General features: G+C 61.5%; 19 protein-coding genes and 1 tRNA gene. 10 read left to right on the forward strand and 10 right to left on the reverse strand.

Annotated features, from left to right (window positions below; translation table 11 throughout):
- Positions 1 to 230 precede the first annotated feature (230 nt).
- The 4 genes from P7C00_RS02035 (at position 231) to P7C00_RS02050 (ending at position 5,857) form a co-directional block, all read left to right on the forward strand.
- Positions 231 to 3,149, forward strand: coding sequence for an aminotransferase (locus P7C00_RS02035; protein WP_404938053.1), 2,919 nt, complete (start codon positions 231 to 233; stop codon positions 3,147 to 3,149).
- A 269-nt stretch (positions 3,150 to 3,418) separates the two neighbouring features.
- Positions 3,419 to 4,297: an N-carbamoylputrescine amidase gene (gene aguB / locus P7C00_RS02040; protein WP_404938054.1), complete on the forward strand. Its 879-nt coding sequence runs from the start codon at positions 3,419 to 3,421 to the stop codon at positions 4,295 to 4,297.
- Positions 4,298 to 4,302: 5 nt separating this feature from the next.
- Positions 4,303 to 5,409, forward strand: a complete 1,107-nt coding sequence (aguA, locus tag P7C00_RS02045) for an agmatine deiminase (RefSeq protein ID WP_404938055.1) — start codon at positions 4,303 to 4,305, stop codon at positions 5,407 to 5,409.
- 247 nt (positions 5,410 to 5,656) lie between these two features.
- The gene (locus tag P7C00_RS02050; RefSeq protein WP_123724184.1) at positions 5,657 to 5,857 is read left to right on the forward strand and encodes a hypothetical protein; all 201 of its coding nucleotides are present in this window, start codon (positions 5,657 to 5,659) and stop codon (positions 5,855 to 5,857) included.
- A 60-nt stretch (positions 5,858 to 5,917) separates the two neighbouring features.
- On the opposite strand, the gene P7C00_RS02055 is transcribed toward P7C00_RS02050, so the two are convergent.
- Complete coding sequence (locus P7C00_RS02055; RefSeq protein WP_346634146.1) at positions 5,918 to 8,017, reverse strand: TonB-dependent siderophore receptor; 2,100 nt, start codon at positions 8,015 to 8,017, stop codon at positions 5,918 to 5,920.
- A 262-nt stretch (positions 8,018 to 8,279) separates the two neighbouring features.
- Between P7C00_RS02055 and P7C00_RS02060 the strand changes: the two genes are divergently transcribed.
- The 6 genes from P7C00_RS02060 (at position 8,280) to P7C00_RS02085 (ending at position 14,790) form a co-directional block, all read left to right on the forward strand.
- Positions 8,280 to 8,975: a DsbA family protein gene (locus P7C00_RS02060; protein WP_346634147.1), complete on the forward strand. Its 696-nt coding sequence runs from the start codon at positions 8,280 to 8,282 to the stop codon at positions 8,973 to 8,975.
- A 27-nt stretch (positions 8,976 to 9,002) separates the two neighbouring features.
- A complete protein-coding gene (locus P7C00_RS02065) occupies positions 9,003 to 9,392 on the forward strand; it encodes a nuclear transport factor 2 family protein (RefSeq protein ID WP_402893089.1) in 390 nt (129 codons plus the stop codon).
- 239 nt (positions 9,393 to 9,631) lie between these two features.
- Positions 9,632 to 10,918: an OprD family porin gene (locus P7C00_RS02070; protein ID WP_346634149.1), complete on the forward strand. Its 1,287-nt coding sequence runs from the start codon at positions 9,632 to 9,634 to the stop codon at positions 10,916 to 10,918.
- 335 nt (positions 10,919 to 11,253) lie between these two features.
- Positions 11,254 to 13,287 carry a multicopper oxidase domain-containing protein gene (locus P7C00_RS02075; protein WP_346634150.1) on the forward strand — a complete coding sequence of 678 codons (2,034 nt, stop codon included), beginning with the start codon at positions 11,254 to 11,256 and terminating at the stop codon, positions 13,285 to 13,287.
- A 136-nt stretch (positions 13,288 to 13,423) separates the two neighbouring features.
- Positions 13,424 to 14,089 (forward strand): hypothetical protein, encoded by a 666-nt coding sequence (locus P7C00_RS02080; RefSeq protein ID WP_404938056.1) that lies wholly within the window; start codon positions 13,424 to 13,426, stop codon positions 14,087 to 14,089.
- Positions 14,090 to 14,094: 5 nt separating this feature from the next.
- Positions 14,095 to 14,790: a tetratricopeptide repeat protein gene (locus P7C00_RS02085; protein ID WP_404938057.1), complete on the forward strand. Its 696-nt coding sequence runs from the start codon at positions 14,095 to 14,097 to the stop codon at positions 14,788 to 14,790.
- Positions 14,791 to 14,858: 68 nt separating this feature from the next.
- Here the strand turns inward: P7C00_RS02085 and P7C00_RS02090 are convergent, their stop codons facing one another.
- The 9 genes from P7C00_RS02090 to P7C00_RS02130 all read right to left on the reverse strand — a co-directional run bounded on the left by P7C00_RS02090 (position 14,859) and on the right by P7C00_RS02130 (position 23,612).
- A complete protein-coding gene (locus P7C00_RS02090) occupies positions 14,859 to 15,989 on the reverse strand; it encodes a hypothetical protein (protein ID WP_346634153.1) in 1,131 nt (376 codons plus the stop codon).
- A 31-nt stretch (positions 15,990 to 16,020) separates the two neighbouring features.
- Positions 16,021 to 16,407, reverse strand: coding sequence for a cytochrome c family protein (locus P7C00_RS02095; protein ID WP_346634154.1), 387 nt, complete (start codon positions 16,405 to 16,407; stop codon positions 16,021 to 16,023).
- 105 nt (positions 16,408 to 16,512) lie between these two features.
- On the reverse strand, positions 16,513 to 17,307 hold the full coding sequence (locus tag P7C00_RS02100) for a hypothetical protein (protein ID WP_346634155.1): 795 nt from the start codon (positions 17,305 to 17,307) through the stop codon (positions 16,513 to 16,515).
- A gap of 13 nt (positions 17,308 to 17,320) precedes the next feature.
- A complete protein-coding gene (locus P7C00_RS02105; RefSeq protein WP_404938058.1) occupies positions 17,321 to 18,148 on the reverse strand; it encodes an acid phosphatase in 828 nt (275 codons plus the stop codon).
- 53 nt (positions 18,149 to 18,201) lie between these two features.
- Positions 18,202 to 19,035 carry a MipA/OmpV family protein gene (locus tag P7C00_RS02110; RefSeq protein ID WP_346634157.1) on the reverse strand — a complete coding sequence of 278 codons (834 nt, stop codon included), beginning with the start codon at positions 19,033 to 19,035 and terminating at the stop codon, positions 18,202 to 18,204.
- Between the two features lie 123 nt (positions 19,036 to 19,158).
- A complete protein-coding gene (locus P7C00_RS02115) occupies positions 19,159 to 20,193 on the reverse strand; it encodes a DUF1214 domain-containing protein (protein WP_404938059.1) in 1,035 nt (344 codons plus the stop codon).
- 172 nt (positions 20,194 to 20,365) lie between these two features.
- Complete coding sequence (locus P7C00_RS02120; RefSeq protein WP_346634214.1) at positions 20,366 to 21,349, reverse strand: AraC family transcriptional regulator ligand-binding domain-containing protein; 984 nt, start codon at positions 21,347 to 21,349, stop codon at positions 20,366 to 20,368.
- 438 nt (positions 21,350 to 21,787) lie between these two features.
- A tRNA-Thr gene (locus P7C00_RS02125) sits at positions 21,788 to 21,863 on the reverse strand.
- 216 nt (positions 21,864 to 22,079) lie between these two features.
- Entirely contained in the window at positions 22,080 to 23,612 is a 1,533-nt protein-coding gene (locus P7C00_RS02130; protein ID WP_404938060.1) for an aldehyde dehydrogenase family protein, read from the reverse strand.
- Positions 23,613 to 23,642: the final 30 nt, after the last annotated feature.

The following is a 23,642-nucleotide window of genomic DNA, read 5'->3' on the forward strand; positions in this document are numbered from 1 at the left end:
TGTGTCCTTGAAAACGATCATTTACCGCAAAAAATGCAGCATAGCTTGTCGACACGGCGCCTGAGGTGCAATAGGCGCCATCAGTCGATTTCACCGCGTACGGTCGGAAATTTCGCAAAGTGCAGCTTTGAAGCGGGGAAGGTGCCTGTCTGTTTCCCGTTCTTTGGGGTTGCGTAACGCCTTGGGCAATGGCGATATAAGCGGCTTATAACAATTCCAGGGATCGTTGTATGTTGCTCGCCACCTTGATCCACCGCGCCAGTCTGCCCAGCCCTCAGGTCACCGCACAGCAAGCGCTGGAGCTGCTGGAAACCCATTACGGCCTGCAAGGCAGCGTGCAGTCCCTGGGGAGCCAGCAAGACCTCAACTATCGCCTCGACAGTCCCCAGGGCCGCTTTGTCCTGAAGATCTGCCGCGGCGACTATTCAGCCCTGGAGTTGCAGGCGCAGCACGCGGGCCTCCAGCATCTGCAGCAATACCCCGAATTGCGAGTACCCAGGGTGATTCCGGCGAAAAACGGTGCGGACCTGCTGTCCCTAGAGATTGCCGGGCAAGCGCTGCACGTGCGGCTGCTGGATTATATAGAGGGCCGCTCCCTGACCCACCTGCCGCACCTGGGGGACGAACTGGTGGCAGGCCTGGGCCGGCTCTGCGGGCAGATGGACCTGGCCCTGGAAGGTTTTCAGCATCCGGGGCTCGAGCGCACCCTGCAATGGGATGCCCGGCATGCCCAGACGCTGATCGGGCACCTGTTACCGGTCATCCAGGACCCGCAGCAACGGGCCTTGATTGCAGACACCGCGCAGCGTGCCGAACGTCGCCTGCAGCCCTTGCAGGAGCTGTTGCCGGTGCAGGCGATCCACATGGACATCACCGATGACAACGTGGTCTGGCAGCGGGATGCCGCGCGCCATTGGCAGCAGCAGGGGGTGATCGATTTCGGCGACCTGATCCGGACCTGGCGCATCACCGATCTGTCGGTGACGTGCGCTGCACTGCTGCATCACGCCGAGGGCGATCCGCTGCGCATCCTGCCGGCGATCCAGGCCTATCACCAGATCAACCCGCTGCAACGGGCCGAGTTGCTGGCGCTCTGGCCTTTGATCGTGGCCCGGGCCGCGGTGCTGGTGCTCAGTGGCGAGCAGCAGGTCGGCATCGACCCGGGCAACGCCTACAGCCGCGCCAATCTGCTGCACGAGTGGGAGATTTTCCGGGTCGCCAGCGCCGTGTCTTTCGAGCTCATGGAAGCGGCGATCCTCAGCGCTGTCGGGGAGTCCTTGCCGGCCATTGGCAGTGACGGGTTCGTTCCGCTGCTGCCGAGCCTGGTGGGTCGCGAGTTCGCCCTGATCGACCTGGGAGTGCTCAGCCCGCACTTCGAAGCCGGTAATTGGGAGCAGCCGGGGATCGATGATCGCCTGTTGGCCGAAGCCGGTGTTGCCCATGGCCTGGCCGCCAGTCGCTACGGCCAATACCGTTTGTCGCGGACCTGTCCCGACAGCGCCCAGGAACCGCAAACCTGCCCGTTGCATGTGCAATTGCAAGTGCCGGCAGGCACGCCGGTAGAGGCGCCGTTCGCCGGTGTGCTGCACCGTGCCGAAAACGGCCTGTTGCGCCTGGATGGTCCGGCGCTGAGCGTGCGCCTGTGGGGCGTCGAGCCGTCGTTGCAGTCGGGCGCGGCCCTGGTCAAGGGGCAGGTACTGGGCGCCGTGGTAGCCGATGGCCGGCTCAAGGTGCAGCTGTGCCGAGCGGCTGAGCTGGAACCGCCGCTGTTCTGTAGCCCTTCCCGGGCGCCTGCCTGGCAAGCGTTGTGCCCTTCTCCGGCAGCCCTGCTGGGGCTGGCCTGCGATGCCGAGCCGGAACTGGACCCGCAGACCCTGCTGGAGCGTCGCGACGCCAGCTTTGCCCGCTCGCAAAAGCACTATTACGTCGACCCGCCGCGGATCGAGCGGGGCTGGCGCAATCACCTGATCGACATGCAAGGGCGCTCCTACCTGGACATGCTCAACAACGTCGCGGTGCTCGGCCACGGTCACCCACGCATGGCCGCCGAGGCGGCGCGCCAATGGTCGCTGCTCAATACCAACTCGCGTTTTCACTATGCCGCGATCGCCGAGTTCTCCGAGCGCCTGCTGGCCCTGGCGCCGGATTCCATGGACCGGGTGTTCCTGGTCAATAGCGGCACCGAGGCCAACGACCTGGCGATTCGCCTGGCCTGGGCCTACAGCGGTGGGCGCGACATGCTCAGCGTGCTGGAGGCCTATCACGGCTGGTCGGTGGCGGCCGATGCGGTGTCCACCTCCATCGCCGACAACCCCCAGGCGCTGACCAGCCGTCCGGACTGGGTGCACCCGGTAACGGCGCCCAATACCTATCGCGGCGAGTTTCGCGGCCAGGACAGTACAGCGCAGTACCTGCGCAGCGTTGACCAGCAGTTGCACAAGCTGGACGAGCAGCATCGCCAGTTGGCCGGGTTTATCTGTGAGCCGGTGTATGGCAACGCCGGGGGCATTTCCCTGCCGCCGGGTTATCTGCAGGAAGTCTACGAACGGGTTCGGGCCCGGGGTGGCGTATGCATCGCCGATGAGGTCCAGGTGGGCTATGGACGCATGGGCAAGTTCTTCTGGGGCTTCGAAGAGCAGGGCGTGGTGCCGGACATCATCACCATGGCCAAGGGCATGGGTAACGGCCAGCCTCTTGGGGCGGTGATCACCCGTCGCGAGATTGCCGAGGCGCTGGAGGCCGAGGGCTATTTCTTCTCTTCATCCGGCGGCAGCCCGGTCAGTTGCCGCATCGGCATCGCAGTGCTGGATGTGATGCAGGAGGAGGGCCTCTGGGAGAACGCCCAGGTGGTCGGTGAGCATTTCAGGCAGCGCCTGGAAGCGCTCAAGGATCTGCATCCCCTGGTGGGGGCGGTGCATGGCTCCGGTTTCTACCTGGGGCTGGAGCTGATCCGCAATCACCAGACCCTGGAGCCGGCCACCGAGGAGACCACTTTGCTGTGTGATCGTCTGCGACAACTGGGGATCTTCATGCAGCCCACCGGGGATCATTTGAACATCCTCAAGATCAAGCCGCCGATGGTCACCAGCCGGCGGAGCGTGGACTTCTTTGTCGACATGCTGTCGAAGGTGCTGGGCGAGGATCTGTAAGGCTTCGTCGTTCGCTTGCGTTCATTTCCATTCGCCGGCAAGTCGGCTCCTACACCTTTCTGTGGGGGCTGGCTGGCCGGCGAATGTGTTTGTGCTTACTCGATTGTTATCGGTATTTTGTCGAATATCTTTTGGTTTAACGATTCTTCTGGCTTCTAAAGTCGATATTTATCGGATATAAAGTGGCCATCGCCGGGCGCGAGTTCATCGTGCCTTGCCCTTTTCCTATCCGTGGTCATCGACCGCGTCCATTGCCCGGGAGTTGTTCCATGAGCCGTATCGTTACTGTCGCCGCTACCCAGATGGCTTGTTCCTGGGACCTTGAGGCCAATCTGGAAACCGCAGAAAAACTGGTCCGTGAAGCCGCCGCCAAGGGCGCGCAGATCATCCTGATCCAGGAGTTGTTCGAGGCACCGTACTTCTGCCAGAAGCCCAACCCGGACTACCTGCAACTGGCCACCACGGTCGATAGCAACGTCGCCATCGCGCACTTCCAGAAAGTCGCCAGGGAGTTGCAAGTGGTGCTGCCCATCAGCTTCTACGAGCTGGCGGGGCGCGCGCGATTCAACAGCATCGCGATCATCGATGCCGATGGCAGCAACCTCGGGATTTATCGGAAAAGCCATATCCCGGACGGTCCCGGTTACCACGAGAAGTACTACTTCAACCCGGGCGATACCGGCTTCAAGGTGTGGAACACCCGCTACGCGAAGATCGGCGTGGGCATCTGCTGGGACCAGTGGTTCCCCGAGTGCGCCCGCAGCATGGCGTTGCAAGGGGCGGAAATCCTCTTCTACCCCACCGCCATCGGCAGTGAGCCCCATGACAAGAGCATTTCCTCCCGCGACCACTGGCAGCGAGTGCAACAGGGCCACGCCGGGGCCAACCTGATGCCGTTGATCGCCAGCAACCGCATCGGCAATGAAGAGCAGGACGGCTACGACATCACCTTCTACGGTTCATCCTTCATCGCCAATCAGTTCGGCGAGAAGGTTCAGGAGCTCAACCAAACCGAAGAAGGTATCCTTGTGCACAGCTTCGACCTCGACGAGCTCGAGCACATCCGCAGCGCCTGGGGCAGTTTCCGTGACCGTCGTCCGAGCCTCTATGGCGCGCTGAAAACCCTCGACGGTTCCCTGGAGTCCTGAACACTATGAGCACTTTGCACAGCACGCCGCGCGCCGACGGTTTCTACATGCCGGCCGAATGGGCGACCCAGACCCAGACCTGGATGATCTGGCCCGAGCGTCCGGACAACTGGCGTCTGGGCGGCAAGCCGGCCCAGGCTGCCCACACGGCGGTGGCCAAGGCCATCGCCCGCTTCGAACCGGTGACCGTGGCCGTGTCCGCGGCCCAGTATGAAAATGCCCGGGCGCGCCTGGACGTACCCAATATCCGTGTAGTGGAGATGTCCAGCGACGACGCCTGGGTCCGCGACACCGGTCCGACCTTCGTCATCAACCACAGCGGCGAAGTGCGCGGTGTGCACTGGGGCTTCAACTCTTGGGGCGGCTTCGAAGGCGGCCTCTACGCGCCGTGGAACCGTGACGAGCAGGTGGCCAGCAAGGTGCTGGAGATCGAGCGTTGCCAGGAGTACCGCACCGAAGGCTTCGTGCTCGAAGGCGGTTCGATTCACGTCGACGGCGAAGGCACGCTGATCACCACCGAAGAATGCCTGCTCAATCACAACCGCAACCCGCATCTGTCCCGTGAACAGATCGAGGCGGTGCTGCGCGAGCACCTGGCGGTGGAGCAGATCGTCTGGCTGCCGGATGGCCTGTACAACGACGAAACCGACGGTCATGTGGATAACTTCTGCTGCTACGTGCGCCCGGGCGAAGTGCTGCTGGCCTGGACCGACGACCCCCAGGACCCGAACTATCCTCGCTGCCAGGCGGCCATGCAGGTGCTGGAAAACACCCGCGACGCCAAGGGCCGCACTTTCAAGGTGCACAAGATGCCGATTCCCGGTCCGCTGTATGCCACCGAAGAGGAATGTGCCGGTGTGGATGCGGTGCAAGGCAGCCAGGAGCGCAATCCTTCAGTGCGCCTGGCGGGTTCCTACGTGAACTTCCTGATCGTCAACGGTGGGATCATTGCACCGAGCTTTGACGACCCGATGGATGCCCAGGCCAAGGCCATTCTGCAGGAGCTGTTTGCCGAGCATGAAGTGGTGATGGTGCCAGGGCGCGAACTGTTACTGGGTGGCGGCAATATCCATTGCCTTACCCAACAACAGCCCGCGCCGCAGCGGAATTGAGTGCCGTTGTAACAGATGTTGTCGCCTGTTTGACGGCGTCGGACCGGTTCCGCCGCTGACGCTTTTCAGCGAGCCCGCAGCCCAGATGGGTTGCGGGCTTTTTCATGGCCGTATGTCGAGCCACCTGGCACTTTGGCATAGCTCTTGTATCTGTCTCGTGGTGATTCTGAGACAGGTGGAACTTTTGTTGTTCTGTCATAAACCTTGGATAAGTTAGGCCGCTCAGGAACCAGGAGAGAGCGCTGGAATGAATATGGTCAGCGAGCGGGCACCCCATCCCTTGGCAATGAATAACGAGTCGCTGCAGGTGCTGGTGCAATGGTTGAAGTCCAATGGAACGCGTCAGATCAGGGAACCTGATCCGCGCCGGATCATCATTGATCGTTACCCCGCTGGATTGCTCAGCGAGGCGGAACTGCAAGCACTGTGGGATGTGGTGAAAGGATAGAAAGACAATGGATTGTAAAAAGCGCTGCCGGGATGGCAGCGCTTTTTTTTGGCCGCTCTTTTAGAAGCGGTAGTTGCCGGTGACCACCAGGCTGCGGGGCTCCCCCGGCTGGATCTGGAAGGCACTGGTGGCGGAGCTGTAGTACTCGCGGTCGGCAATGTTGTTCAACGCCGCGCGCACGTCCCAGTCCTTGTGCCGGTAGCCGGCCAGGGCATCCCAGCGGCCGTAGCCCGGTAGCACCACGGTGTTGGCGCCATCGGCGTAGCGATCGCCCACCAGGGTCAGGCCGGTCTCGGCGTACCAGCCCAGTTCCGGTTTCCAGGTGATGAACAGGCTGCCATTGCGCTTGGCCACGTTATTCACCCGCTTGTCTTCGAAACCGTTGTTGTCCTTGACCACCACCGCGTCCTGCAGGCCGATGCCGCCACGCAGGTACCAGTTGCCGACGATCTTGCCGTTGGCAGTCAACTCGATACCCCGGGAGCGTTGCAGGCCGGTCATCAGGATGATGTTGCGATCCAGCGGATCGGTGGTGCGACGGTTGTAGAGCTCCAGCTCATACACCGCCAGGGTGGTGCTCAGGCGTTCGCCCAGCCAGTCGCTCTTGACCCCGACTTCCTTCTGCCGGGTCAGCTCCGGGCTCAGGTCGTTGCCGTTGCCGGCCGCGTTCGGGGTGATGCCGATCAGGCCGCCGCCTACCGGTGAGAACGATTTGCTCCACGAGGCATAGAACGAGTGGTGCTCCAGCGGCGTCCAGACTGCCCCCAGGCGCGGACTGACGCTGTGACTGTCGCGGCTGTCGGACACCCCGGTGCGACGGTTGGTGGTCTCGACATCGAAGTTGTCGTAGCGCAGGCCGGCGAGCAATTGCCATTGATCGTTCAGGCGCAGTTGGTCCTGCACGTAGAGCGCTCGGCTTTCGACCTCGGTGTGGTTGTTGCTGGAGACCTGCATGCGGCCGGTGTGGCTCTGGTACGGATTGGGGTTGTACAGATCCACGGCGGGCACCGCCTGGCTGCCCGGTCCGGAAGTGGCGGCGTTGTAGAGGATCGGGTCGCGGCGCTGGCTGCCGATCTCGATGCCGGTGAGCAGGCGGTGTTCCAGGCCAAAGGTGTCGAAGCGGCCTTCGAGCTCGGTGTTGTTGTAGATGTTGCGAGTCTTCAGGTCCTGCTGCCAGCGCTGGCGCTGCACTTTGCCGGTATTGGCGTTGTAGCCGGTCTGGTAGGTGTTGTCGAAGTCGCTGTCGAGCTTGAACACGGCCAGTGTGTGGCGCAGTTGCCAGTTGTCGTTGAGCTCGTAGGTCAGCTTGGAGCGCAAGGACTGGGATTTGTCGTCGATGTAATCGCGGTGATCGCCGTAGGTGGTTTCCCGGCCGACGTTCGCCGGACGTCCGTTGAGGCTGGTGATACCGCGGTCCGGGGTGCGGTTGTAGCGGCTGTATTCGTACTGCACCAGCCAGTTCAGGTCCGGGGTCAGTTGCCAGCTCATGGACGGTGCGAACAACTGGCGGTTGCCACTGACGCCGTCGCGGAAACTGTTCTGGTCCTGGTTGCCCAGGTTCAGGCGCAGGCTGATGTTTTCTGCCGGATCGGCACTGAGGTCGGCGTACAGGCTGCGCAAGTCCTGGCTGCCGCCCTGGACCTCGATGCTGGAGCGGCGGCCGAACTCCGGCAGCTTGCTCACCCGGTTGACGATGCCGCCCTGGCTGCCACGGCCATAGAGCACTGCCGCCGGACCCTTGAGTACTTCGATGCGCTCGATGTTGTGCAGGTCGCGCACGTACTGGCTGTCGTCGCGGACGCCGTCCAGGTAGAAGTCGTTGCTGGCATCGAAACCCCGAATCCGCAGGCTGTCGAAGCGGGTGTCGGAGCCGCTGCTGACGTTGGGAATGCCGCTTAGGGCGCTGCCCAGATCGTTGTGGCCGTAGTCCAGTACGTTGGCGGTCTTGATCGTGTCGATGGCCTGGGGCACATAGCGCGCTGCGGTGGCGGTGCGGGTCGCGGTGCTGACTTCCTTGACCCGGGGATCGTCGGGGTCGGCCTCGGCTTCGGCGCTGATGGAGGTCGTTGGCAGGGTGGTGCTGGCGGCACAGGCAAAACCGGCAGTCAGCAGGGTGCAGAGTCCCAGTGACAGGGGCGTAAGGCGGAAATGGGCAGGCATCTGAAGCGCATCCGAAAGGAAGGTGAGTCGAGGGGTGCGAATGATAATGCGTGCTATTTACTTATGTTAATTATTCGCTAAAAGTTCCCTTGCTCTATTGTTTCTAATTGTGTCGACGGCGTATCTGCCCGCATACACAGGCTAAACGGACCGATTCGACCGGATACAGCAACAGACTAAAAACCATTTCGAGGTTTTTTCCCTGACGTCCGGGGCATAGTCTGCGTGCCATCGAATTCTCAAGATCCTGTTGGAGTCCCCCATGTCCTCGGCCACCCTTCACTACATTTATGACCCGCTGTGCGGTTGGTGCTATGGCGCCAAGCCACTGGTCCAGGCTGCCCAGGCAGTGCTGCCGGTGGTGGCCCATGCCGGGGGCATGATGACCGGCCGCAACCGCCAGTCGGTGTCGCCGCAGCTGCGTGATTACGTCATGCCCCATGACCGGCGCATCGCCGAGTACACCGGGCAACCTTTTGGCGAGGCTTATTTCGAGGGCTTGTTGCGTGACCACTCGGCGGTTTTCGACTCGGCACCGCCGATCGCCGCTGTATTGGCGGCCGAAGCCTTGGGCGGTCGTGGACTGGAGTTGCTGGGGCGCCTGCAGACGGCCCACTACCTGGAAGGCCGGCGGATTGCCGATCGCGACGTCCTGCTGGAACTGGCGCAGACCCTGGGTTTTGCCCCGCAGCCGTTCGCCGTCGCCTACGATCAGGCGGTGGCCCTTGAGCTGGATGAGCATATAAAGAGCAGCCGGGCGCTGTTGGCCAAAGTCGGCGGCCAGGGTTTCCCGACCCTGGCGCTGGAGCGGGACGGCCGCTATCAATTGCTCGATGTCAGCCCCTGGCTGGGTAAGCCCGAGGCCTTCGCGCAGTGGCTGAAGGCTTCCCAGGGCGCCAGTAGCGACCCTCAACATGGCGCGCTCCAGGCCTGTGGCCTGGACGGTTGCGCGCTCTGATCTCACCTGACCTGTGTGGAGTCACCCATGGATAACCTAGCGTTGATCAAAAGCACCTACGAAGGTGCCAACTCCCAGGAAAATGCGCGCAACACCGCGGCGGCCCTGGCCCCCGATGCGCGCTGGACCGAAGCGGCGGGCTTTCCCTATGCCGGCACCTACGTCGGTTTCGAGGCGGTGCTGGAGCATGTTTTCAAGCGCCTGGGATCGGAGTGGCAGGACTTCACCTTCAAGGTGGAAAACTATGTGGCCCAGGGCGACAAGGTGTTCGCCTATGGCAACTATCAGGGCATCTATAAAGGCTCGGGCAAGCCTATTGATGTGCGAGTGGCCCATCTATGGACGCTGAAAGAGGGCAAGGTCACCCATTTCGAACAGTTCGTCGACAGTCACAGCGTGCAGCTGGCAATGCTCTAGCCCGCAGTTCTTAGAATATTTTCAGCTATTCAAAGACGATTCACGAAATTGACACGTTGTTAAAGGCACGGATAGGATTCGCCCCAACGCCTGTGGCCAAGAGCCATATTTCAGAATAATAAAAGGCCCGCCGCGATCACCCGCGGTCGGGCTTTTTTGTTTCGACGGTAGAAGAGCGTGCAAACGCCATAGCCAAAAGAGCTCACAGCGCGTCATCAAACCGTAATAAGGAAAATAAAATGTCGAAACAGCGGATCTGCTTGATTGCACTGGGGATTTTGAGCGCTACACAGGCCATGGCCGACGGCCAGGCCGATGCCAAGGGCTTCGTCGAAGACAGCAGCCTGAAAGTGCTGCTGCGCAACGCCTACATCAACCGTGACTACAAAGACGGTAACAAGGACAAGGCCGAGTGGGGCCAGGCTGCCATCGGCACCTTCTCCTCGGGTTTCACTCAGGGCACCGTGGGCGTGGGCGTTGACGCCTTCGGCCTGTACGCACTGCGTCTGGACGGTGGCAAGGGCCGCAGCGGTGCTGGCGGTATCGACTTCTTCAAGCAAGGCGACAGCGGCAACGCCGCCGATGACCTGAGCAAGTTCGGTGCAGCGGTCAAGTTCCGCCTGTCCAACACTGTGCTGACCTACGGTGATCAGATGCCGGCCCTGCCGGTGCTGAACTACGACAACTCGCGTCTGCTGCCGGAAAGCTACACCGGTACCCTGATCACCTCCAAGGAGATCAAGGGCCTGGAGCTGAACGCCGGTCACTTCACCGCCGAATCGCGCAAGAGCGCCGAAGGCCGTGACAGTGGTGGCCTGAAGTCGATCAACGTATTGGGCGGTAGCTACCAGTTCACCGAACAGTTCAAGGGCGCGCTGTACGCTTCCGACGTCGAAGACGTGCTGAAGAAACAATACGTGAACCTGAACTACGTGTTCCCACTGGCCACCGACCAGTCCCTGACCCTGGACTTCAACGGTTACCGTACCGAGCTGGACAAGTCCTACGCGCAGAAGGCCAAGGCTGGCGGCGAAGACAACAAGATCTGGAGCCTGGCAGCCACTTTCGCCACTGGTCCGCATTCCTTCACCCTGGCGCACCAGCGCAGCACCGGCGACAGCCACCTGGGCTATGCCTACGGCGGCTACCAGCGTGGTCAGAACCGCGTGGGCGATGGCGGCAACACCATCTACCTGGCCAACTCCTACTGGTCCGACTTCAACGCTGAAGACGAGCGCAGCTGGCAGCTGGGCTACGGTCTGGACTTCGGCGCCTTCGGCGTACCGGGCCTGACCTACAACGTGGCCTACGTGCGTGGCGACAACATCACCACCTCGACCACCACTGGCGGCAGCGAGCGGGAAATCTTCAACCAGCTGAAGTACGTGGTACAGAGCGGTCCAGCCAAGGACCTGAGTGTGAAAGTACGTAGCTCGGTACTGCGGGTTTCGCAGAAGTCTTCCGAGTACAACGTGGGTGGCAACGAACTGCGTGTGTTCGTCGACTACCCGATCAACGTGTTCTGATGAACGCCTGATCACCGCCTGACTTCAGGTGGCGCAATGGAAAAAGCCCCGACTGGTTCGGGGCTTTTTTGTGCCTGCGATCTGAGCGCAATGAGGCCGCCAGAGTGGGGGAGGGGCGTGGTCAGGAAGAATGTGCGGTGAACGGGCGTGTTGCGTTGCTTTTCGGGCGTTTCCCACTAGCTTTATGCCATCAGGGATGAGGTTTCAGCCGCAATGGATGCGGGACAAGTTGCTGCGTAACGCCGATCCCTGTGCTTGGCCGATGTTGTTTCGTCCTGCCGCCGCTCTGCTGCGGGTCGTCCGGTCTCTACCTTCCTGGAGCACAGGAGAACACCATGAAAGCAACCCAGCCGATCAACGCCTTGGGCACAGGAATCCTGTTGTCAGTGGCGTGCGCTATTACCCCTGCAACGGCCGAAGCAGCCGCACGGACATTCGAGAATCCCGGCAGCCTGGAACAGCAGGCGCCGCGACAGAAAACCGGAGAAACCACACTGCTGATGTCGTCCAAGGCCACTGTCTTGAGCACTCTTCCAGCATCCTCCCAGGGCGGTATCGAACGCGCTCTGATCCTGAACATCGATTACACCAAGAGCACGATTTTTGACCCGGCCACCGGGCGCAATGTGCCAGTGAACCTGCGCAGCTATCAGGGCACCGGGGTCAATCCCCAGGCCCCCTTCGTGGCCCCGACCATCGATGTGACGCCGGGCGACACCGTACGCATCACCCTCAACAACAAGCTCAAGGCCAAGGACGACCAGCCGTGCAGTGCCCATTCCGCCGAGCCCGACAAGCCCCAGTGCTTCAACAGCACCAACCTGCACTCCCATGGTTTGTGGGTCAGTCCCGCCGGTAACAGCGACAACGTGCTGTTGTCGATCAATCCCCAGATCAGCTTCCAGTACGAGTACAACATCCCCGCCGACCACCCGGCCGGAACCTTCTGGTACCACCCCCATCGGCATGGTTCCACCGCGTTGCAGGTCGCCAGTGGCATGGCCGGAGCGTTGATCATCCACGGCAGCCGGCTGCCGAGTGGGCAAGCCAACGGTGATATCGACACCTTGCTCAAGTCGGCCGATGGCCAGGCCTTTACCGAGCGCCTACTGGTATTGCAGCAAATTCCCTATGCCTGCAAAGGGGTCAAGACCGACCCTGTGACGGGCGACAAGAGCGTGGATTGGCAATGCGATCCGGGCGAGGTCGGCGTGGTCGAGGACTTTGCCCAGTTCACGCCGAAGAGCTGGGGCCAGTCGGGGCGCTACACCAGTATCAATGGCCAGGTGCAGCCGATCTTCGATAAGGCCCGCACCGGTCAGGTGGAACGTTGGCGCCTGGTCCATGCGGGCATACGCGACACCATCAAGCTGGAGTTTCGCAAGCTCGCCGACAGCGCCCTGCAAAAGAGCAATGCGGGCGTTGCCGCAGCGGATGCCGATGCTTTCGTCAGTCAGCAATGCGTCGGCGAACCGGTGGACTATCAAGTCATCGCTGCCGATGGTCTGACCCTGGGCCAGGCGCAAACACTTAGCCAGGTCACCTTGCAGCCCGGCTATCGCAACGACCTGCTGATGCTCTTCCCGCAAGCCGGACGCTACTGCGTGGTCGACGCTGCGCAAACGGCCAATGGCGGCGTGTCCCAGGCAGCGAGTGGCCGGCAGATACTCGGGTTTGTCGATGTCGAGCAAGGCACTGAGGTCAAGGACAGCAATGCCTACTTGACCCAGGTGCTGGTGGATTCGGCGCAGCGCAATATGCCGTCCGATGTGCAGAGCCAGATCGTCAATGACCTCAAGAGCGGGATGAAGCTGACCCGGTTCGTTCCTCACGAGAGCGTCCGTGACGAGGAAGTGAAGGACCGGCCGGAGGAGCGGCTGATGTTCTACATCAACCGAGATGACGAGAAAAATCCCAAGTTCGAGGTGGGCACCAGCATGGACGACGTCAAGCCGTATGAGCCAGGAACCATCAATCGCCACCTGACCCTGGGCACGGCGCAAACCTGGGTGCTGAGTTCCGGTTATGCCAGCCACCCGTTCCACATTCACGTCAATCCGTTCCAGGTGGTGAAGATCATCGGTCCGGACGGCACCGACCTCAGCGAGCCGGGGGCGATCGACCCGACCGACCCCACCGACAAGCAGTACGCCGGGCTCAAGGGCGTGTGGAAAGACACCCTGTTCGTCAAGGGGCCGGACAAGCAGGGGCGCCCTTACACCCTGTACACGCGCACTCGGTATGAACGTTACATCGGCGAGTTCGTCCTGCACTGCCACATCCTCGATCACGAGGACCAGGGCATGATGCAGAACGTCAGCATCGAGCTGTCCGATGGTCAGGGCGGTACCGCGCCCATGCACCATTGATCGCCTGACAGGCGGCAAGGGAGGGCGCCTGCGGGGGCGTCCTCTCATGCATTGCGCTGCATGGCATAGCGCGGCCCCGCGCCTGACCCTTCTTTGTTAAAGTTCCACTCCCTCTTTTGCATCACGGATGATTTCGATGTTCCGTACCCTGCTATCCGGCCTGTGCCTGCTGAGCGTCGCCAGCATCGCCCACGGCCAGCAAGCGACTGCGTCCGAGCAGCTGCTGAGCGAGTTTTCCCGCTGCGATGGGCAATTCTTCCAGAGCCTGAACACGGTCCGGCTACCGGCGGGCACCCTGAGTCTGGCCCGATACGGTGCAGTGAGTGCGCCCAAGGTCCTGAACCCCTTGCAGGAAGGCGGTCGCTACCAGGCCTTCGACCAGCCGCTGCTGGTCAACGGCGTGCGCCTGGTGGGCTACTACAACGAGGCCCAGTCGCTGAAATCGGTGGGCAACCTGCTGTTCTGGGGCTTTATCGCCGAGGGCGAACCCAAGGATGTAGCCGCCGCGCTCAAGCCATTGTTGCGCGACAACAGCCGCCTGAAAGCCGATCGCAGCGCCATGACCCGGGTGGAGATCCGCCGTGTCGGCGATCCGATCGACCAGTGGCGTACCGAAGGCTTGGCGGGAGGTGGCGTGGCCACGCCGTTCGGTTTCGTCGAGCGTGTGTTGAGCATCGACACAGGCACCACCGGCGCCCCGATCTCCGGGCGCACCACGATCTTCTGCAGCCTGCAGGGCACGGTCACCGCGCCGCTGCTGCAGGTCTATCGCCCTGACCTCAACGCTCACCTGCTGGATTGAAAAACATGCCTTCATTGTCTGTTCGCGGGTCGATCCTGCTGCTGTGCACTCTCGCTGTCACCGGCTGCGCCAGCCTGCAGAGCCAGGACCAGATCAACTACGCCCATTGCCGTCTGGTGGGCCAGGCCTCCAAGGCCGAGAAGTTCGATGTGGTGCTGCAAGAGGCCGATCTGTGCCTGTCGAAAAACCAACTGTCCAAGCCGATGCAGAGCCTTGTGTACTGGTTGCAGTCCGATGCCTACGCCAGCTTCAAGCGTTACCCGGAAGCCATCAGCGCCAAGGAAAAATCCATCGAGCTGGGCCCCAAGCCCGATGCCCGTGCGGTGCTGGACCTGAGCCGTCTTTATCGTGAGTCGGGCAACCCGCAAAAGGCCCTGGAACTGGTGCAATCCAACCTCGACGCCAACCTGGGCGAGGCGGGCAAGGGCACCGGCTTCAACATGCCGACCTACTACCACCTGGGCCAGACCCTCTACGACCTGGGCCAATACCGCGAGGCGGCCGAAGCCTACAGCGCCGGCCTGCAGAAGCAGCCGGACTATGCCTGGGCCTTCTACCACCGGGGTTTGGCCTACGACAAACTGGGCCTGACCGACGATGCCCGCGCCGACTTTACCCAGTTCGCCAAGCGGGTGAACCCGAAGTACGTCGAACCGCAGCACCAGGCCAAGCTGGCCGAATACAAGATCAGCCTGCCCTGAGCAGAGCCTTGCCGGCGCAATGCAAAAGGCTCGCCGTTTGGCGAGCCTTTTTTCAGCAACCTGGCCCTTCAGTCATCCGGATTGATCGCGAATTTCAACTGATCGCCTTCCAGGTACACCACCGCCTCCCGGCCATGGATATCCACAGGACGGGCTGAAATCGCCTCATGCTCCGGGACGATCTTGGACAGCACCTTGTACTGCACGTCGACCCGCCAGATGCAGGCCCGCGGCCCTTCGTTGTCGAAGTACATCACCGGGCGGGTTTCGCTCCAGGTGGGATTGACGATGCTCCAGCCAGCCTCGACGTCATTGTGCTCGGTGACGTTCTCGGTGTAGGTGTTGTTGCTCTGCTGGTCGTAGTCCAGGGACAGGCTGTAGTTCTCCTGATTGAGATCCTGGCCGACCCGCGCCCGGGCATGGCGCAGGGTGTTGGAGAGCGACTGGAACACCTGCTGGCTGGCTTCGGGAGCACTGCGCGAGCCCAGGCGATAGCTCATGCCTTGCTGCAGTTCGCCGCCGCTGCGCTGGCGGTAATAGAGCACGCCGTCGACGATGCCGGCGAGGCGCTGGCCCTGATCGTTGGCCCCCGGAGAGGCCCAGCCGACAAAGCCGATATCCCGGGCAATGGGATGCAGACCGGGCTGGTCATCGGCGTATTCGTAGAGTGTGCCGACATAGCCTTCCCGCCCTTTCTGGTACTGACCGACGAACAGCACCACATGCAGCACGCCATCAAGCACCTGGGCGTCGACGATCTGCTGATCGCCCTGGGCAGGAGCGGCGGTGAACCTGGCCAGGGTGAAGCGCTGCCAGTCTTCAGGGTCCTGCAGGCGGTACTGCCGGGTGGGGTCCATCGGCAGCAGCTCGCCCTTGCCGGGCGCCGGAGGAAGGGGCAACAGCGTGAGCATCTTCACCTGGGCCCGGTAGGCCCCCTCCAGGCAGTCGCTGTCGATACAGGTGTCGCGTACCTCCCGCAGCCACTGGGCTTGCAACAGGCGAAACACCTGCAGGTGCTTGAGCGCCTTGTAGCGGCGGTTCAGTTCATCGTCCTTGGCAGACAGGGTTGGCGTGTCGCAGACGGTTTTCTCCACCCGGGTCGAGGCCTTGGCGCAGTCGAAACCGGCGGCCTGCAACTGGGGCATGAACGCAGCCAGGGCCAGGCCCGTGGCGGCAAGCGACAGCAGAGGAAACTTCATCAAAACATCCTTGTAGGCAAACGAGCTTGGATCAGGGGGAGGGGAAGGTCTGCAGATAGGCCAACAGATTATCGATTTTTTCTTCATCGCTCAGCCCCCAGAAAATCATCCGGGTGCCGGGTACCACGGCTTTCGGGTCTTCCAGGTACTGGATGAGCTTGTCCCGGGTCCAGACGATGCCCGACGACTTCATTGCCGTCGAATACTGGTAGTCCTGGGCACTGCCTGCCGGGCGATCGATGATGCCGTTGAGCTGCGGCCCGAACGAACTGCGCACCGAAGGCCCGATATTGTGGCAGCCGCTGCACAGGCGCTTGAACAGCTTGCCACCGGCTTCGGCATCGCCGGCCAGGGCGGGGGAGGTAAGGAGCGTGGAACTGACCAGCAGGGCCAGGATCGATACGGCGATGCGCTTCATGTTCAGCCTGTGTGTCACTGGGATCGGCGGCTATTTGATCATGAAGAGCATCTGTTTGGGGCAGTGACAGCTCCTGCACGGAGCGGCAGTTTTACTGTGAAGGCCTCAGAAGCGCCCGCTAATACCCAGCAGTGGCCCCTTCTGGACAATGTCGTAGACGAAACCGTCATGGCGATAGTTCACTCCCATGGCCCGGTAACCAACCACCGCAGAAAAGCCCGGCAAGAACTCCCAGCCCGCCAGCGCGGCCAGATCCCAGTCTTCCCGAGACTGTCCCGCGCCCGCCATTCCCCATGACGACAACCAGAAGCGCTCATTCACCGCATAGTGCCCACGCAGCCCCGCCATGGCATCGGCCCAGGTAGCCCGGTCGGATCCGGACAGGCCGCCGGCAGGCCCGCCATGCAGGCTGATGGTGGTGCTGCTGTACCAGACACGCACTCCGCCGGCCACGTCCAGCCGATGACTTTCATCACCCAAGACGGTGTACCCGCCTCCCAGAAATCCGGAAGCCGTCTTGCCTTCCACCTCAAGCTTGGAGGCCGGGGCGCCCGCTGGCAGGCGGTTGCGGGTATCGGTGTCGATGTACATCAGGTCGGTGAGCACGCTGTAGGGCCCGCGTCGCGCCTCGCCCATTAGCATCACCGACATATCGACAGTGCGCGCGATGTCCGAGAAGTCGGACTGTATAAACTGGGTCCCGGTGCTGCGGTGGCCTACGTGTCCGCGAATACCGGCGCCCCACAGGTAGGGACCGCCGTTGAAGTGCCAGTCATCGCTGTCTGCCGCCATGGCCACAGTCGGCAGACTGCAGCCGGCTGTGGCGAAGGCGCCAACCAGCAGTGCCAAGCGGGCGCGCTTGCGCAGCAAAGGCGAGCGGAGGTTGTCGCTGTGCATCATGGGGTTTCTCCGATCAGTGCTGGGTCAGCGAGAGCGCGACGCGCTCTGCCGCACAGTCCTCTGTCGGCTTCAGACCGGCCTTCTGGGCCGTCTTGACCTCCTCTTTCGCGGCCGCCAGATCCGCCAGGAACTCCGGATTGCCATGCAGGCTCGCCACCGTGGCGGCGCCCATGATGCGGCCTGCATCCACGTCGCTCTGCCAGTGTGCATCGCAGATGACCCGGCTCTGGCCGTATGCCAACCCGCGGGTCATCAGTTCGGTGGCACGCTCAGGCTGAATCTCGGCGAGAACCAAGCCCCAGGCCCAGCCGGCGGCAGAGTGGCCGGACGGCCAGGAACCGTCCGTGAGCAACAGCGGCTCCATGTCCTTGCGGCACGTTCCTTCGTCATGCACCACGAAGGGACGGGGACGGTTGTAGGCATTCTTCCCGGCATAGGTCGAACCGCCGGCATCGCTCAGGGTGCGTTGCATCAAGCGATAAAGATGCGGTGTATTTTCCTCGGTGATTGGCGTATCCAGGGCGCAGGAAAATGTTTTCGCCGGGCCTGGGAACGACAGTTCCGCATCCGTTGCCGCGAGTTTCTCCCGGGCGGTGCCGCGCAGCGCCAGCGCTGCACGCCGGGCTTCTTCATCCCGCGCCAGCGCTGCAGAATCTGGCTTGGGGGGCGCGCCGAGCAGCGCCAGGCGTACAGGCAGGTCAGCCGGGTCCAGGTAGCCTGGGGCCAGCTTGAAGTTCGGGTCCGTGACCGTGGTGGCGGCATCTTCGGCGAACACCGATCCCGACCCGAACAGGCCGGCCAGGGACAGGATCATCCCCCACGGCTTATGTAGTTTTTTCATCGATTGCTCCTTGATCTATCCCTGTATCGAATGGCGCCGATATCACCGGTCGATCAAAACCGGTACAGCGCGTTCAGATAGGCGCCTGCGCCCACCTTTTCTCCCGTCAGCGGGCTGTTGCGGGCATCGGAGACCAGCGCGTAGGTCTTGATGCCGCCCTCCAGTGCCAACTGTGGTTGCCATTGCCAGGTGAGGCCCAGTTTCAGGGTCACGTCGCGCATCCCGCCGCCTGGGTGGTATTCATCGAACCGGGTACGTGCCGCTTGCTGAGCGGTGACGCCGAAGCGCGCCATCATGTCGTTCTCGTTGCTCCAGGTGCCGTACAGCGTCGAGTCCAGGGTCAAGGTCGAGGACAATGCATAGTCCGTGGCAACCCCGGCCTCCAGGTACGCGGTACGGCCCAGGTGTTCGCCACCGTAATTTCGGCTTTGACTCGATTGCAGGCCGCGCACGAACAGGCGGCCGGCCGGCAGGATCCAATAGACTTCCGCTCCCACCAGGGCGGTGCTGTCCAGGTTGCCCATGCCCTTCAAATAGTCGTCACGGCCGTCCAGGGTATGAATCCGCTCCTTGCGCCCCTGGTCATAGCCAATCAACAGCGCCACCCCGAAAGGCGACAGCCCGGGCAAGTCCCAACGCAGTCCCTCTGGGAAGGCCGCGGTAAAGGTGCCCCAGTCTTGGGTAGGCAAGACCGCCTCGAGTTTCAGCGAAGGGAAAGCGGCGTACCGTGAGGAACCTTCGTACAAGGGACCAACGGCCAATCCGCCGCCTACTGTCACGGACGCAGTGCCGTTTGCATCGTCCGCCTGTGCCGGCAATACCGTGGTCAAGGCGCTAATGAGCAGCAGTTGATGCAGCAAGAAGTGATAAGCACCTTGGGTTGTCATTGTTTATTTCCTTGGCTGTAGAACTCTTCAAGTCAGAGATGCCCCCGACTTGATTGGCACTATCGGGCGTGGCGGCGTTTGCGCTTATTTGTAAGTTTCAGCACTTCTTAGTGGATGCCTTGACTAGAGCCCGATGGGCTGCGGCTGGGGAAAACTCCACTGGCCATTGAGTATTTCGTTGCTTGGCCGATAGAGCCTGACCGTATAGTTCCAACCGGGCGTGGTCGGCAGGTAATTGACGATCTTGGCGTCGCAAGCCCCGAACTGGATGACGATCGAGCCGTCATCACTTTTCTGGGCCGTGAGGTTATTCAGTGAATAGACGTCATATGGGTTTTTCTGGAAGTACCCGTCGGCGTTATACACACTCACCGACCAGAAACTGTTGACCGGCACCTGCCCGACCTTGAGGCGGTAAACGGTTTTTCCATCGTTGCGCGGTATCACGCCGCCGAGGTAGATGGCGTCCTTGCTGGGATTTCCGCCCCAGCCGGTCGCTGTTCCGATCAGGTGATGGATCGGATTGACCCTGCCCTTGGGGCCAAAGGACTGGTTGTAGTTGGGTATTGTCGAACCCAGGACAGCCAGGGCATCGCGCATCTGTTTCTGGCTGGCCTGATCCCACTTGGGAACCACGAATTCCCCGGCCTTGGCCTGGCTGACCCTGATTGCGTCCTGCAGTACATGCACCTGCTCAAGGTCTTTGCGCTCCGTGGGATCGAAGAACAGGCGGACGGCGACGAAGACATAGCGGGTACCGATCACCTCTTTCGTCAGCGTATGGTCGCCGGCACCGTAAATGACCGCGGGTACGTAGTGGTCTTCATTGACCAATTGCATCGACATGAACCGCCCGCCGGCTTCAGGCAATGTGATGGTGACCGGGCCGGCATCGAGGTCGAACACGGCCGACGAATACAGCGTGTCGCGATTCATGCGGATGACATTCTGCGCGTCGATGGGAACCGGCTCGCGGTTATGTACAAACCGACCCAGGCCGCCATCCGCGACGGTCTTGCCCATGTAGAGGTCGGACTCGGCACGGATAAAATTGTCGACACCCACCAAGAGCGTCGTATCAGCGGACGGCTGAGCATTAACGCTGCCGAAAGTTGCCAATGTCAGAGCGACAATGCAGGCCGTGGATGAACAGGACATTTAAACCTCGTGGGCGTTTAAGTGGGCATCAGCTGTTCAAACTTTATAAGAACACCCTGCTGGAAACTTGCCATTTGGTGCCAAAAGCCAAGCGAGCGCGTGCCGCGAAGACGGACTTGGAAGTCAGCCAGTTACTTGGGCGCAAGAGGGGCGAGGGAGGAAGAAAAGTCAGTTAGCGATCGTGTTTCAAGATGGCGCGATAGCGCGACGGTGAACTCCCGGTCCAACGCTTGAAGGCACGGGTGAAGTGCGCTTGATCGCTGTAGCCCACCATGTAGGCAATTTCGGTCGCGGTGTATCTGCCGCTGGCAATGAGTTGCAGTGCTTCACTGCGGCGAGTCTCGTCACGCAAGTCTTCGAAGTCGATACCGCAGGATTTAAGACGCCGCTGCAATGTTCGAGAAGACAGCCCCATGTTCCTCGAGATCACGCCAAGTTTGGATTGATCCTGGTCCGCTATCCGCTCGATGAGCACCCCTGCTGCTTGCGCTGTCGACCTCAAGGCTTCGGTGACTTTCCAGGCATCATCCCGACCGGGCTGCAGGGGGGTGTCGAGCAGCTCACGGTCGAATTCGATCATGTTGTGCTGCGCGTTCATTTCCAGATGAGGCCCCAGGTACTCCTCCAGCGCCTCATCTCCTCTTTCCCTTGGGTTTTGCAGATGCACGCGTATGGCGCCAGGCTCACCGGACATGAGCGGTACTTTTCTGAGCAGCGCCAGCGTGCCGAGAATGACCTGCTTCGGATCCGCCCCGTGCTGCCCGGTAAATCGGTGGATCAGTTTCGTCGTACGGCCTTCGGTGACGATTCTGACTTCTCCTCCCTGATGCAGTAAGTCCGTGTGGATCGACGCCACTGCACAGGCCTGAGCGAGGTTGCTTGAGCCCAATATCAATTCGCCCCAGGCGCCGAGTGAGCGTACTTCGATCAGGTGTCCCACACAGGCCCCCCCGAAAGGGTCCTGGGCGATAGCAGCCATTTCGTTGGCTATGTGAAAGCAGACCGCCCGGGGTACCCAGGCATCAGGGTTTTGAAAAACATGAGGAGAAATGCCGTAACGCCGAAAGAACTCCAGCGGCGACACCCCACGCAGGCTCAGGTAGGGGGCAATTTGCCGAAGAGTACTGAGTTTGATGGATGGCATAGCATTCGTCATAAGCGGTTGCCCCTTTTTAAAGGCCATGCGCGTGAACGCCCTCCTGGCCCGCAGGGAAACACTAGCGCAAAACTTTTGCCGAAGTCGTGCTAACTGCAACGCAGCGAACACAATGGTTTCGCCCTTCGCACCGCAGCGCGCATATAGGGAGTTCAAGGAGCAAGCTGTTTTAGAAAGGACAAGGCTAGGTGGATGGTGAGTGTTATCTGGGAACGAGGTCCTGGTGACCTTGCGAGCCATCGGCCGCTGATCGCACGTTGTGAGAACCACACAGGGCGTGGCTGAGCCTTAAAGATGCTGGCTGCCTGAATGGCGCTCGAAGACAGCCGTTGTTCTATCTATTCTGCGGCTGTGGATAACTTGAGCGGGCGTCTATGAAATTACCCAGGATCCAGAAACAACAAAGCCCCTGCATTTCTGCAGGGGCTTCGTTTTGTATGGTGCCGGCACCAGGAGTCGAACCCGGGACCTACTGATTACAAGTCAGTTGCTCTACCAACTGAGCTATACCGGCGTGTTAGGGCGACGATTATAGCGATTGGCGGGGTTCTGTAAACCCCTGAAATCTGACTATTTTTGCGTGGCCTGTTGAGGGCGCTGGCCGCGCTCCTCGGTGAGTCCTGTCGAGCGGGAAGATTGAGCGCTGCGCCCCTCTGGGCTGAGGGGCGTCGCAAGGCTCTGTGGCCAGGGTGGGCGTTGTGCCAGGAGGAGGCGGGTCTTGCCGCTTTGGCTATGCCTTGTCCTGTTTCTCCAGCTCGCTCTGGGCGTCATGGAACACGCTGTCGGGATAGGGGTACCACCAGCTCTGAATCCGTGGTTTGTGGTCGATGATGACCATCTTCGAACGGCGAAACGCGTCCAGTCCCTGGCGGCCCAGTTCGCTGCCGATCCCTGACATTTTCCAGCCGCTCAATGGCAGGGCGTCGTTGTCCACCAGGGGGTTGTTGATCCATACCATGCCCGCTTCAAGGCGTTCGGCCGCTTCCATCGATTCGGTCAGGTTGGTGGAAAACAGTGAGGCTCCCAGGCCGAATGGCGAGTCGTTGGCGCGGCGGATGGCCTCGTCGAAATCGGCGACGCGACAGACCGCCGCCACTGGCCCGAAACATTCTTCCTGGAGAATCGCCATGTCACCGGTGACGCCACTGAGGATGGTCGGCTCGTAGAACCAGCCGACAGGGCGGTCCTGTGGGATGCGCCCGCCGCACAGCACGCGGGCGCCTTTGGACACGGCGTCTTCCACCAGGCGTATGACTTTGTCGCGTGCCGCTTCGCTGACCAGCGGTCCGATCTCGGAGCGCTCCAGGCCGTGGCCAATCCGCAGTTGGCGGGTCTGCTCGACGAAGCGGGCGACAAATGCCTCATAGATGTCGTCGACCACGTACAGGCGTTCGGCCGAGGTGCAGATCTGTCCGCTCAGATGAAAGGCGGCGGTCACTGCGCCCGCTACCGCGACATCCAAAGGTGCGTGTTTGGAGATGATCATCGGATCGCTGCCACCGGCCTCGATCACGCAAGGCTTCATCAGATCGGCACAGGTCACGGCCACGGCGTGGGCAGCGGCGATACCTCCGGTAAAGGCCACCGCGTGGGTGCCGGATGATTGCACCAGCAATTGGGCGGTGAGGGCATCCCCCGGTACGCAACACACCAAGCCTGGCAACAGGCGGGTGAAGTGGCTGAGAAATTTCAGGGTGCAGAGGGTGGCGCTTTCCGCCGGTTTGATGATGCAGGCGTTGCCCGCAGCCAGGGAGGCCGCGACGGTCCAGCACATCAGCAGAATGGGGTAGTTGAAGGGCATGATGTGCACGCTGACCCCATAGGGCTCATAGCGCACATGCTGGAATGAGCCGGTTTGCGTGGTACCTGCCACTTTGCCGGCATCGTCTCGTGCCATCTCCGCGTAGTAGCGGAAAACCGACGCACAGTTGGCCAGCTCGCCCATGGCTTCCGGAAAGGGCTTGCCGGTCTCCAGGGTCATCAGCCGCGCCACTTCACGGTTGAGGCCAGCCACTTTCTCTATGCTCTCGGCCAGTTCGTGCAGGCGTGCGGCCCGGCTTCGGGTATCCACTCTGGCCCATTGCTGTTGCGCCGCATTGGCGGCATTCACGGCAGCTTGCACATCAGCCTTTTCGCCGAGGCCCATGCGCCCGACGCGCTCCAGGGTCGCCGGGTCGAAGACTTCGCGGAGCCGGCCGCTGGCGGGTGTCAGGTAGTGGGGATTGATAAAGTACAAAGCGCTTTCACAGGTAAAACTGGTCATTGTTCTGTCCTTGAAACCCTGGGTGAATGA

This window comes from Pseudomonas sp. JDS08PS003 (assembly GCF_045013505.1).
In the GTDB taxonomy this organism is placed as follows: domain Bacteria; phylum Pseudomonadota; class Gammaproteobacteria; order Pseudomonadales; family Pseudomonadaceae; genus Aquipseudomonas; species Aquipseudomonas protegens_B.